Source organism: Alkalicoccus chagannorensis DSM 18086, assembly GCF_000429725.1.
Classification (GTDB): domain Bacteria; phylum Bacillota; class Bacilli; order Bacillales; family Salisediminibacteriaceae; genus Alkalicoccus; species Alkalicoccus chagannorensis.
Map to the genome: position 1 here is coordinate 96151 of NZ_KE386945.1, position 13852 is coordinate 110002.

A 13852-nucleotide genomic window follows, 5' to 3' on the forward strand; every position below is an offset into this window, starting at 1 on the left:
TTAGAGAAGCTGCCGGTTTCTTCACCGGGACAGTTCCTTGCAGCTGAACAAAAGCGCAAAGCGCCTTTTGGTCGGAACGTCGTGTCCCGCAGGTTTTGAAGGGAAGAAAGAGGTTTCCTTTCCTCGCGTGCAACGAATGAAGCCGCCGTCTTCTTTTATGAAAACTTATACATTCCTATACTTAAAAAAACGAGCCGACGATCCATAAAGTGATCGTCGGCTCGTTTTGATCGTTCGGAAAGGAATAATGCAGCAGAAACGGCTTTAGGGCCGCAGGAACAACTGCACATAGTACGGCGTGCCATCTTCAGCTGCATGATAACCCGCGCCAAGGTGCGTATAGTCCGGATTCAAAATATTTTCACGATGGCCCTCGCTGTCCATCCAGGCATCGACCACTTCTTCAGCTGAACTCTGCCCTCGCGCAATATTTTCACCAGAATGCAGATACTCTATATCAAAGTAGGCGAGTAGATCCGAGTGATCCCCGTATTCCGGAGAGACATGATCGAAATAATCGTGTACCACCATATCTTCTGCCTTATGCATGGCAGCTTCCTCTACTCCCAGGTTTTGCTCCAGCGGATCCAATCCGTGCTCTTCTCTCGCCATATTCGTATAGTGCAGAATATCCTCTGCCATTTCCTGAGCTGTATCCGTCTCACCTTGTGGCTCTTCATGCATCAGCCGATGAACAAAAGTCGACATCTGGGCACGAGACACCGGCGTCTCCGGCTCAAAGGTATCCTCTGTCATTCCCTGCGTCACGCCCGCATCACGGAGGCTGTCGATATAGGATGAAGCCCAGTGAGATTCATCGACATCGTCAAAATAACGCTCCTCAGAAACAGGCAGCTGGTAAGCTTCTACCAGGATTTTCGCCATTTCTGCCCGCGTCAGGTCATCCTCCGGCCGGAAGTCGTCTACCGGCTCAAACAGCCCTACTTCGGTGAGTGTCAGCACTTCATGATAGCCGAAACTGTCTTCATCGAGATCGTCGAAACGGTGATCCGGGTATTCTCCATCCTGGATGCCGAGCGCGCGGTACATGATAACGCCTGCTTCTTCCCGGGTCATGACTTCTTCCGGTTCAAAGGTACCGTCCGGGTAGCCTTCAATGATCTGAACATCATGCATTTGTTGAATCGCCGTCAGCGCCCAATGATCTTCAGAGACATCATCAAACACCGTATCTTCTGCTGCAGCCTGCTGCGCCGTGAATGCCAGAACACCTGCTGTACAAACGAAAAAAAGCTTTTTCTTCATTAATGAACCTCCTGATGTTTGTCCCAATTGCCGTTGATTGTACAGGAAGATACCCTCTACTGCCAAATATTCTACGATTCGACACGTCTTCGGGTTACTTTATACCCGATTTATGTCATGAATCCGCGTACCGTGCAGGATCCATTTACTATGAAACGTAAATGGGTGCACGTCCGGAAATACTGCCATCTGTTCATCCGTCAAATCAAGCCAGACGAGAACCTCGTCCTCCATGTCCTGCTTCATCTGCTGATGCTGCGCATGCACGGTGTTCCATAAGCCCGGTCGGTCAGCAAGGTCGTTCCATGGGTAGATGACTTGAAGGAAATGCCTTCCCTTCCAATCTGGCTTTGTAATGACTACCCGGTCTTTGTCATGGTTCTCAAAGAAACGCCACTCTTGCAGCTTATTTTTAAAAAGAGAGTAGCCGGCAGGAAACGGATAATAGCATTCAAAAGGGAAGACCCGACCCGGCTCGATATATAAACGATCCAGCCATTGTATTTTTTCTTCTACCGTATGAATCGGCATCCATTCTGTGTGCCGATCGGTCATCGCATCGATCTGTTCGGCAGAGGCGGTCTGAAAAGCATGCCATTCTTTCAATCCACTCCCCGTCAACACACGACGCGCCGGTGTATTTTGAGACTCTGTATTCGCGCCGACCCAGGTGAGGCCTTCTTCTTGTTCCGCTTGTTCCTTTACATACGTTAACAGGTGCCTGGCCATGGACTTTCCACGCCAGCGCACATCCGTCCGGAGACGGCCGAGCATCGCATACTCATCTTGAAAAATGCTGTAGCCTGCCGTCCCTATCAATTCCCCATCTACAAAATGCCCGTAGAGATAGTGAGGCGGCGATGTCAATCGCTCAAAGACATCCGCAATGTAATCGCGCTCCAGATGCGTCACCATGGACAAGTATTGATCATAGTCTTCTATTGTTAAAAGCCGGATCGTGCTCACGTCAATTCCCTCCCTGCATGCTTTCTTCTGCCAGTATAACGGGTTGAAACCATTCGTACAACGAAATACATATCCAAGCACGGAACCTGATGGCAAGGAAACAAAAACCTATGAATAAAAGCGCATAACCGACCAAACAGCCCTACTCCTGGGTGACACGTATATCCCCCTGCTCAAGAAAAAATCTTCTCTCCCACCGTTTACCTTCTTTTGTGCGGCTACTCTGGCCAAGGCTTGGGTGATTGGAGCTCTAAAGAGCACCTGAACCGACGGTCTGCTGCGATTCGCGCAGGGTTCGTCTGCAGCGACTGAACGTCCGCTCCTTCCACGTGATGTCCGCTCAGCGTCTGACGGTCCACTCTGGACAGAAACCAAGGACATAGACCAAAAGCGCAGAACATCTTTTGGTCGACACGGCGTATACCGCAGGTTGATAAAGGGAAGAACAGGCTTTTCGTTCTTCCTGCCCAGTCCACAAAGCCGACTCCCCCATAAAATCATATACACCCTGAACAAACCTAGAAAAGCATGCCCCGCTGAGAGCGGGGCATGCTTCTTGTTTCGTTCACGTATTAAAACAGAAGGTTGTAGATGATCTGCGCACTTTCAGCTCGATTTGAGCTTTCTGTTGGAGCAAACCGATCATTTCCTCTCCCTTGAATGAGACCGCGGTTCTGCGCTTCATTCACATAGTCCACTGCCCAGGAACTGATGTTGTCCGCATCTGAGAAAGCGTCCGCTTCCGCTTGTTCACCTGACATGTCCATGTGGTCTGCGGCGCGGACAATCATGGCAGCCATCTGCTCACGGCTGATTTGCTCGTCCGGCGCGAACGTGGATCCCGTCATGCCTTCAACAATACCTGCGTTGTAAGCGGCTGCCACTTCTTCTGCGAACCAATCATCGCTCTCGATATCAGAGAAGGTTGTTTCCGCTCCTTCTTCCAGATCGAGCGCTCGCGTCAGCATGACCGCGAATTCGGCACGTGTCACTTCTTCAAGAGGCTGGAACGTTCCGTCTCCCATACCTTCAACGATGTTCTGCGCACCTAGTTGCTGCAGCGTTTCATACGCCCAGTAGTCTTCATTCACGTCCTCAAAGAATGGACCTGCTGCAGCTTCTTCTCCTGCTTCAATCGATCCGTTCTCTGTTGTCAGAAGCGCCGTTCCGCCGTCTTCCGCGGCCGGGATCGTGATATCTACCGTGCCATCCGCTGCTTCGTACGTGCTGCCGCTGTAGGCATCGGTGACGACGGTATCGTCAGAGGAAACGTCCAGTGCAACGGTCTGACTCTCGTCTGATGTGTTCAGAGCGGTATACACGCTTTCGCCATCGTACGATCGATCAAAGACCATGAAGCCGTCGTCATCTGAGCCGGCTACGTGGCCGCGTTCCCCGCGGGAAAGAACTTCGTTATGCTCCCCACGGAACTCAAGCAGTGCCGTGTAGTGCTCGTGGATGTGGTTGCCTTCAACATCATCCCACGCAAGGTCGTATCGGTTGTCGTACTGCGGCCAGTTGTCAGCTCCCGACTGTCCGAGCTCCTCCCCGTAGTAAACGACCGGCTGGCCTTTCGCCGTCATCTGCAGCGCAGCGCCCAGCAAGAGCGCTTCTTCGCCGTGGTTATACTTGAAACCTTCTTCGTCATGGCTTCCGAGGAACTGGCCCAGCGTCGCTGCACTCGTCAGGCCTTCATTCCGTTCCACCAAGTCGTCATGTGCTGCTTCCATGTCGCCGCCGGCAAATTGAGCAGCCGTGTCTTTGAATTGGAAGTCCAGGAGAGAATCCATCGTACCAGTGTTCAGGTAGCCATCATCGTTATCCTGGCCGGCCCCCCATGATTCACCAATCATTTTGAATGCCGGGTCTTCACGGGTCAGCTCGTTTTTGAAATGCTGCCATGTGGCGTCATCGACGTGCTTCACCGTATCCACCCGGTAGGAAGCAATAGCATTGCCCTCATCCGTGGTGGAACGCTCCAGCCAGGACGTCTGCCAGTCGACTACCTGTTCACGCACATCGGCACGTTCCGTTTCAAAGTCCGGCAGATCCGCGAGTTCCATTGTCAAGTCATCGGATCCTGGATCGTCCCGGATCATGTCGTTAAAGCGCTCGACGATTTCTTCATCTGGATAGCCCGGTGGTGCTTCCTCTTCCGGCAGCTGATCCTCTTCTTTCACCCCATAGCCAGGGTGGTTCAAGACAACGTCCACCATGATATCAATGTCACGTTCTGCGGCGGCATCAATCATCGTATGGAATTCGTCCAATGTTCCGAGGTGCGGGTTCAGCGTTTCGAAATCACTGGCCCAGTACCCATGGTAGCCGAAATATGGTCCTTCATCTGTTTCAAACTCGACGTCATGAGCGACGTTTTCCACAATCGGCGATACCCAGATCGTGTTGATGCCGAGGTCCTCGAGGTAATCGAGGTTCTCCGTCACGCCGGCAAAGTCGCCGCCCTGATAGGCGCCGCGTGGGTTGTCCTCCGCTGCTTCCTCATAGTTCAAGTCGTAGGGATCGTTGTTTTCCGGATTCCCATCGTAGAAACGGTCCGTCAGCATGAAATACACCATGGACTCGTCCCAGTCGAAGTCACCGTCCTCTTTCACCCGCTCGGTGATCTCCACATCGACCTCGGTTGTGTACGTGCCGCCGTTCTCATCAATGGCGGTGACCGGCAGCGTGTGTGTACCAAGTTCCGTGTCATGGACCGCGGACAATGTAACCGCGCCAACTTCTGGATCTACGGATAGATCTTCAAGTCCGCCTAGTGCCGTGGCATCGACTTCGATGTCGCTGATCTCCACGTCACTGTTGTTGTCGATATCCACATCCAGCACCGCGTGCTCGTTGTAGTTAAAAGCACGGTTCACGTCCGCCGTGACGCTGATGTCTTCTTCTCCTTCGGAACGCTCCTGCTCTTCATCTGGAGTTTCTGAAGAGACGAAATAAGGATTCGTAAATACCTCATCTACGCCTTCCTGGAGGAAAATTTGATTATGATTGTCAAAGTCGCCGAAATCCAAGTCATCTGACTGATCGCCGTTTTCCTGATCTACTAGCAGAAAGCCGATACTGGAAGCATCCGGAGCCAGGTCCAGATCGATGTAGGATCCGTATGCACCTGTCTGCTCACTCGTGAAGTCGTGCGCATCGACCGGCCACTCCTCCGGCTCTTCCGCTACATCCCCCCATGTCCAGAGTCCCCAAGGTTCGGGTGCTTCTTCTGGTTCAAAGTGGACGCGCAGCGTATCTTCCGGGAGATCTACCGGCTCGTATGTCAGTACCTCTTCGTCCTCCGTAATCCACACTTCATCCATGTCTTCGGACAGAATATCGATGTCTACGTCTTCCTCTGTCACGTTGTCCCCGTCCCTATTGTTGACGACGAGACTGAGGGTAGACGCATCCTCAGCGAGTTCAATATCCACATAACCACTGCCATTCGAGGTGCCGTGGTCAGAGAACCATTTTCCGTCCGGCCAGTCAGAAACCTCATCCGATGGATTGGCTGCATCTCCCCAAAACCAGAGACCGAGCTCATCGAAGTCCTCTTCGCTGTTTTCATAATGGACGCGCAAGTTCTGTGTATCTTCGTGATCACCGTTGTCGTTATGTTCTTCTGCTGAAGCCGCCGGACCGAATGTTGTAAACACGCTCATGCTCATGACACCGGTCATAAAAAAGGCTAGTCGTTTATTACTTTTTCGATGCAATTGTATTCTCCTCCTTCAAAATCAATCGAATGCTGTACAGGGACTGAGAGACAGACACGTCTTCCCCTCTCTGTTTCCAACATATATTGCGCAACACTGGCGCAATAAATGGGAACGTTTGCACAGAAAGCGGTGAGAAAGAAAGCGTTTGGTTTCAAGAAAGATCTGAAACTGCAAACGCTTTCCTTGTCGTAAATATAAAGGAAAACACGCTGAATAGCAACGAATATTGAGCAGTCATCTTAAAAATAGGTCATCAGACAAACATTGTGCGATGTTTGCACAACTGTTGTCACACAAGAAAAGGCCTGCCTCTTTGAGAGGACAAGGGTTTGCATTGGATATAAACTTTTTGTATAAGGTTACATAGTGATATCTAATAAATGTAAAGAAGCGACCTACAGCTTCACCAGCATTTCGTAGGCCGCTCCCTTCATTAACTCAAAGAATATTGTTTAGTTAGAACAGTAGATTATACATAATTTGAGCACTTTCGGCACGATTTGCCTCTGCCTGCGGAGCGAATCGATCATCGCCACGTCCTTGAATCAGGCCAAATTCCTGGGCGGCATTGACGTAATCAACCGCCCATCCGCTCACTTCCTCCGTGTCTTCAAAGGAACCAGCTTCGTGAACATTCATTTCTCCATGGAGTTCATGGTGGGCCCGTACAATCATAGCAGCCATTTGTTCGCGACTAATCTGCTTGTCAGGTTCAAAGAGACTTGCACTCATTCCTTCTACGATGCCTGCTTCATATGCTGCAGCTACTTCCTCCGCAAACCAATCATCAGAGTCTATATCTCTAAAAGGAGTGGCTTCATCTGCGTCAAGGTCTGCAGCACGAGTCAGCATCGCAGCAAATTCAGCACGAGTCACATCTTTTGATGGTTGAAAGCTGCCATTCTCCATTCCTTCAACTACGTGACGAGCACTTAATTTCTTAAGTGTATCATGTGCCCAATAATCTTCACTGACATCGTTAAACGATTGGTTAAGGCTGAGTACGGTATAGGTGCTGAAATGATGAAGCTCTGTTGAAATACTACCATCTGAAATTTCTCCCCCAGCATACTCCCAACCTCCATTTTCATCCACCCGATAGATTCCCAGTAGATCCTCCTCAGCATCTTCGTCTACATCAAATGAAAGTCGAATCGGCGTCTCAAAATTATCCACCGACTGATTTCCACTCTGGAGCTGAAAGTTGAAAGAGGGTCCTGCTTGAGCAAAGACAGCTCCTGAAGGAGATTCTAACTGCTCTGTATCTTTCGTTTCGCTTTGGTCAAACGATACTTCCATATCTTCATTTCCATTCTGGTCTTGAATTGATTCTAGAAGACTTTGAGGAAGATCAAGCGAAAAGTCGTCCCCAATGATGTTGACATCTCCAGCGGCTGCAGCTGCCTGAAGAGGAAGAGAGACCGTTCGATCGCTTTGACCAACTTCGACTTCTACCCTTCCATCATTTCCTGCCTGTGGATTTGGAATTCTTACTTGATCGCCAGGTGAACCAGGATCAGTCGGAGGACCTGGTACAGTCGATGGCGGTCCAGTGCTTCGATCTTCCTCTGCATCCGTCTGAATCACCACGGCTGTCAGCGGATCGATGGTAATCTCTTCTGCTGAAAGGTCAAAGCCGGCAGGATTACTTACAGCTGTTGTGCCTGCCTCATCTGCATCCGCTACGACAGTGCCGTCTGTCAGATCCTCTTCGAGCGTCATCGTGCGCTCGGTGTCATCTGCGTTGATCAGCACGTGGTACGCTTCCTCCTCGTCCGAATCCTCGGCACGGAAACCGATCAGCAGGTCTTCGTCTCCCACTTCCGGTGCATCGATGAAGGAGACACGCTCGTCAATGTCTTCCATCGTTGCGTGGCGGAAGGCATCGGTAGAGCGGCGCAGTTCAATCATACCGGACGCCATGTCCTGCGTCTGTGCATTAATTGGGTACGCTTCTTCATCCGTTGCCTTCTCCCAGTCAAACAGGTTGATGGCATCCGTGGAATCATAGGAATCATGGATGAAATACGGGTACTCAAACGGCTCGCCGTTTTCATCTGTCATGAACGTCGATTTATACGGGATATCTTCTTCGTCTACCGGTTCGCGGTAGTCTTCATGCTTGAATTGTTTCGTGCGTCCGAATTCCTGACCCGCATGGATAAAGGAAGTCCCTTGTGCGGTCAGCGTCATCAAGTTCCCCAGACGGATACGCTGGTGAATCTCTTCCTGATGGTCTTTCGGATCTTTTTGAATCGACTGTGCAATGACGTCGTGCAGCGTCAGGTTGTCGTGCGCTGCGACATAAGGGACGACATCGCCCGGGTTCGTCGCGGTGAAGTTGTGCGGATTCGCCGTCAGGTTGTCGTAGATACGTTCAATGGAACGATCGCCGCCAGTAAGGAAACGCGGTTCGCCTTCACTGCCAAAGCCGGATTTCAGCTCGTTACGGAAGTCGTCCGAGAAAGAACCGACACTTTCGGTATCCTGCATCCAGCTCTGGTCTGCGGGCTGGATATCCTGATCATTTTCATCGCCGACAAACGTTTCCCATCCTTCGCCGATCATAACGATGTTCGGGTTCACTTCTTTCGCCTGATCATAAGCCATCTGGATGCTTTCCGCATCATGATCACCCATCATATCAAAGCGGAATCCATCCACCTTGAACTCTTCCACCCAGTACATGATGGAGTCGACGAGAATTCGTCGGGACATCTCATGCGTCGTACCGAGACGTCCACCGCCGAAGCTGATGCGGGACGTGCCGTCGGCATCCATGAAGTGGTAGTAGTTCGGCTCGAGATCTTCGAAGATGTGCTCACGGGCCGTGTGGTTGTAAACCACGTCGAGAATAACACCCATGTCACGGTCGTGGATCTCCTCGATCAGCATCTTGAACTCCTCAATCCGCTTCTCTGCATCTTCCGGGTCTTCGGAATACATGCCCGTCAGCGAGAAATAGCTGTGCGGATCGTAGCCCCAGTTGTAGTTCGTGTCCGTGGAATCGTAATCCAGCATGCGCTGATCTGCTTCGTACTCATTCGAGAAGAAGTAGCTCATGACCGGCAGCAGCTGAATGTGCGTCACGCCGAGGTCTTCCACATAGTCCAGGCGCTCTTTGAACGCGTTGAACGTACCAAATTCGCTGTCGAGCTCGTCGTCAATCGACGGATCGGACGTGAAGTCACGGACGTGCAGCTCGTAAATAATCGCATCTTCTCGTTTTTCAAAGCCGTCGATGTCCGCGAAGTCCAGCTCCGGTCCGATTTCAGCCGGATCGACAATCGCTGCTTTCCCTACATGCTCGTCGCTGTTGACGCTGTCCCATGCTGCCATGGACGGTGCGTACGGATCGAGTGCTTCGACCGTTTCGCCGTCGCGCTCAATCATGTAGTGGTAGTAATAGCCGCGCAGGTCGTCCACGTCGGTGTTCTCCTCATCGAGCGTCACTTCCCATACGCCGCGGTCCTGGCGCTCCATGTCCACATCGGTGATCACGCTGTCCTGATCGTCTTGATCGTAGAGACGAACGTCCACGTTGTCTGCGCTCGGCGACCATACTTTCAGCGTCGCAGCGCCGTCTTCGTTTACCTCTGCACCGAGGTCCCCGTCGTAGCTGTAAAGCTCGTCCTTCAGACGCCAGCCGACGATCGCTTCGGCTGTCCGCTCCATAAAGCTCACGTCAAACGGCGCGTTGGAGAGATCAAAGTCGCCGTGCACAAGCACCGTTGTTTCATCCTCAATCGTCACGCTGTCAAACGCGACGGCTTCCCCATCTGCTTCCACAGACAGTTCTTCCATCAGAGCTTCTTCGCTCAGTCCGGAGGTGTCCGAGAATTCGAGACGCAGCTCATCTTCTCCAGAAACTTCTGCGGACTGCAGACCAGCCATCGTGACGTAGTAAGGGTTGTTGTACGCCGTATCATCGCCTTCCTGGACGAAAATCTGATTACCGGCATCCACTTGGAAGGCCATATCGTCCGTCTGATCGCCGGTTTCCGGATTCAGGAACAAGAAGCCGAGCTGTTCTGCTGCTTCTGCCAGTTCGACATCGACATAAGCACCGAAGTCGTTCGTGCCGTCAAAGGCTTTCGCATCATCCGGCCATTCGTCGGATGGGTTGGCGACATCGTCAAAGAGCCACGTCGCCCAGTTCTCTTCCGCGCCTTCGCGGTCGTAGTGGATGCGTACTTCGTTATCAGCCAGATCCGCCGGCGGCGTCAGATCATAAGAGCCGTCTTCATACAGCCAGATCTGGTTCATGTCGTCAGAAATAAGGTCGACTGCCACGTCACCGGTAATGTTATCGCCGCCGGTGTTATTCACGAGAAGATCCAGGCGGTCGGCTCCTTCTTCCAGTTCAATGTCGTAGTAAGGACCGAAATCCGTGGTGTTCCCCTCTTCAAAACGGGCTTCACCCGGCCAGCTGTATCGCTCTTCAACCGGCTCTGCAGCCCCGTCCCAGTACCATAGGCCGAGCGCATCGACATTGCGGTCGCCTGCGTCAAAGTGAACGCGCAGGTGATTATCCGGGATATCGGATTCGTCTGCAGGGGTCTCCGGCTCTTCCGGAGCTTCGACATCCTCCCCGGCTCCTTCAATCACACCGTTTTCCGTCGTCAAAAGCGCGGTTCCGCCATCTGCTGCAGCTGGAATCGTCACCTCCACCGTGCCGTCCGCTGCTTCGTACGTGCTGCCACTGTAGGCATCAATGACAACCGTGTCGTCACTGGATACATCGAGAACAGCGGTCTGCTCCTCATCCGACGTGTTTAATCCGGTGTAGACCGCTTCTCCGTCATAAGCACGGGAGAAGACCATGTAGCCATCTTCATCCGAACCTGCTACCTGATTGCGGTCGCCGCGGGACAGCACTTCATTGTGTTCGCCGCGGAAATCGAGCAGTTTCGTGTAGTGTTCGTGGATGTGGTTGCCTTCCACGTCGTCCCAAGCCAGGTCATAGCGGTTGTCGTACTGCGGCCAGTTGTCATCCCCGGACTGCCCGAGTTCTTCCCCGTAGTAGACGACCGGCTGGCCTTTCGCCGTCATCTGCAGCGCAGCGCCGACGAGCAGCGCTTCTTCGCCGTGGTTGTACTTGAAGCCGGCTTCGTCATGGCTTCCGAGGAACTGTCCGAGCGTTGCTGCACTCGTCAGACCGTCGTTACGCTCAACGAGGTCCTCATGTGCCGCTTCCATGTCCCCGCGTGCAAACTGCGCAGCCGTATCTTTGAACTGGAAATCCAGCAGGGAATCCATTGTCCCCGTGTTCAAGTAGCCGTCATCGTTATCCTGGCCGGCTCCCCACGATTCACCGATCATCTTGAAGGCCGGGTCTTCTCGTGTCAGCTCATTTTTAAAGTGCTGCCATGTCGCATCCTCCACGTGCTTCACCGTATCCACACGGTAGGAAGCGATCGCATTGCCGTTTTCCGTTGTAGAGCGGTCGAGCCAGGACGTCTGCCAGTCGACGATCTGTTCACGGACGTCGGTACGTTCCGTTTCAAAGTCCGGCAGGTCCGCCAGTTCCATCGTCAAGTCGTCAGATCCTGGATCGTCCCGGATCATGTCATTAAATCGCTCGATGACTTCTTCATCCGGATATCCCGGTGGTGCTTCCTCTTCCGGAAGCGCATCTTCTTCTTTCACCCCGTAGCCGGGATGGTTCAGAACAACATCCACCATGATGTCGATGTCGCGATCTGCCGCAGCATCAATCATCGTATGGAATTCATCCAGCGTGCCGAGGTGCGGGTTGAGCGTTTCAAAGTCGCTGGCCCAGTACCCGTGGTAACCAAAATAAGCGCCTCCGTCCGGGTCATCAAACCCGACATCATGTCCGACGTTCTCGACAATCGGAGACACCCAGATCGTGTTGATGCCGAGGTCCTCGAGATAATCGAGGTTCTCCGTCACGCCGGCAAAGTCGCCGCCCTGGTAAGCGCCGCGCGGGTTGTCTTCCGCGGCTTCTTCGTAGTTCAAGTCGTACGGATCATTGTTTTCCGGGTTCCCATCATAGAAACGGTCCGTCAGCATGAAATACACCATCGACTCGTCCCAGTCAAAGTCGCCGTCTTCTTTCACCCGCTCGGTGATCTCCACATCGACCCCGGTCGTGTACGTACCGCCGTTGTCATCAATCACGGTGACCGGCAGGGTATGTGTACCAAGTTCGGTGTCATGGACCGCAGAAAGCGTCACCGCGCCGACATCCGGATCGACGGACATCGCTTCCTCGCCGCCGAGCGCCGTTGCATCGACTTCGATGCCGCGGATGCCGACGTCGCTGTTGTTTTCAATATTCACATCCAGCACCGCGTGCTCGTTGTAGTTAAAGGCACGGTTTACGTCAGCCGTCACGCTGATATCTTCTTCACCATCGGAGCGCTCCGGCTCTTCTTCCGGTGCATCCGTTGACACGTGGTATGGATTCGTGAAGGCTTCTCCTTCGCCTTCCTTGAGGAAGATCTGATCGTGATTGTCAAAATCGCCGAAGTCCATGTCATCAGACTGATCGCCGGTTTCCTGATCAACCAGCAGGAAGCCGATGCCGGAAGCATCCGGAGCAAGATCCAGATCGATATACGGCCCGTATGTACCGGTCTGCTCACTCGTGAAATCATGCGCATCGACCGGCCACTCGTCCGGCTCTTCCGCAACGTCCCCCCATGTCCAGAGGCCCCACGGTTCCGGCGCATCTTCCGGCTCAAAATGCACGCGCAGCGTATCGTCCGGCAAATCGACCGGCTCATAGGCTTTGACCTGTTCTTCTTCGGTAATCCAGACTTCGTCCATGTCTTCCGATAGAATATCAATATCGACGTCTTCTTCCGTTACGTTGTCCCCGTCCCGGTTGTTAACGACGAGGCTGAGCATGGAAGCCTCTTCTGCCAGTTCAATATCGACGTAGCCGCCAAAATCGGTCGTGCCGTGGTCCGCAAACCACTTGCCGTCCGGCCAGTCGGAAACTTCATCCGACGGATTGGCCGCATCTCCCCAGAACCAGACGCCAAGGTCGTCAAAATCCGCTTCGCTGTTCTCATAGTGGACGCGCAGCGTCTGTGTATCCTCATTGTCGTTGTGCTCGTCTGCTGAAACCGCCGGGCCGAACGTCGTAAACACGCTCATCCCCATCACGCCGGTCATAAACAGTGCCAGCCGCTTACTTCTTCTTCGATGCAAGTGCATCCTCCCCCTTTAATGTAAGTAATGGATGGTGCCGATCCTGTGCCACCTTCTGCCCCCTTTCTGCTTTCCTACGAATACCGTGCAAACTTGCGCAATTAGTGGAAACGTTTGCACAGAAGCTGTGAGAAAGAAAGCGCCAGTCTTTATTTTGACGAAGAACATTTGCAAGCGCTTTCCTTGCCGTTACTTTAAGTCAAAACACGAACAATAGCAATAAATTCTAATAAATTATCTGAAAATAGGTCATAAGAACAGAACGTATGCGAAGTTTGCACAACGGTAGTCACACAAGAAAAGACCCACACCTATGAGAAGACAAGGATTTGCACAATATCCGCCTCTGCCGACAGCAACACAGTCGACTCGTGAAGGCTGCTTCTGATTGTCTCCAAGTCAAAAGAGAATTCAGGTCCTCGTCAACGCCATTTGTCAGAAGGCAGATGATCGGGAATGTGTCGTCAAGCTTCAAGGCAGCAGCCTGGAGGATGCAAGAACATCGCTTTTATGGGGGTTGTTCTCATAACTGCTTCTCTTTTCCTAATCAGTAACAAACTCTTAATATGAATAACGACGTTCCACCCATGGATGCAGCGATGCGGGTGCGGTATAGTTAGCATGCTGCATAAGAGAGTAGACGCAGCTTCCGCTGTGACAACAAACCAATACACTCATCCAAAACCATACCAGGACATCTCCTTTCTTCTCTCTGC

At 52.4% G+C, this 13852-nt stretch carries 4 protein-coding genes; all 4 read right to left on the reverse strand.

Going from position 1 to position 13852, the window contains the following annotated elements; all coding sequences use genetic code 11:
* Positions 1-264: 264 nt before the first annotated feature.
* Positions 265-1266 (reverse strand): CAP and S-layer homology domain-containing protein, encoded by a 1002-nt coding sequence (locus G477_RS20745; protein ID WP_051288199.1) that lies wholly within the window; start codon positions 1264-1266, stop codon positions 265-267.
* A 99-nt stretch (positions 1267-1365) separates the two neighbouring features.
* Positions 1366-2232: a GNAT family N-acetyltransferase gene (locus tag G477_RS0117210; protein ID WP_084406331.1), complete on the reverse strand. Its 867-nt coding sequence runs from the start codon at positions 2230-2232 to the stop codon at positions 1366-1368.
* Positions 2233-2804: 572 nt separating this feature from the next.
* Entirely contained in the window at positions 2805-5951 is a 3147-nt protein-coding gene (locus G477_RS20750; protein ID WP_051288201.1) for an alpha-amylase family glycosyl hydrolase, read from the reverse strand.
* Between the two features lie 459 nt (positions 5952-6410).
* On the reverse strand, positions 6411-13136 hold the full coding sequence (locus G477_RS20165) for a pullulanase (protein WP_084406332.1): 6726 nt from the start codon (positions 13134-13136) through the stop codon (positions 6411-6413).
* Between the last annotated feature and the right edge of the window lie 716 nt (positions 13137-13852).

Coding starts and splice junctions, on each gene's coding strand:
- G477_RS20745 (WP_051288199.1), bottom strand. CDS start 1,266: ATGAAGAAAAAGCTTTTTTTCGTTTGTACAGCAGGTGTTCTGGCATTC.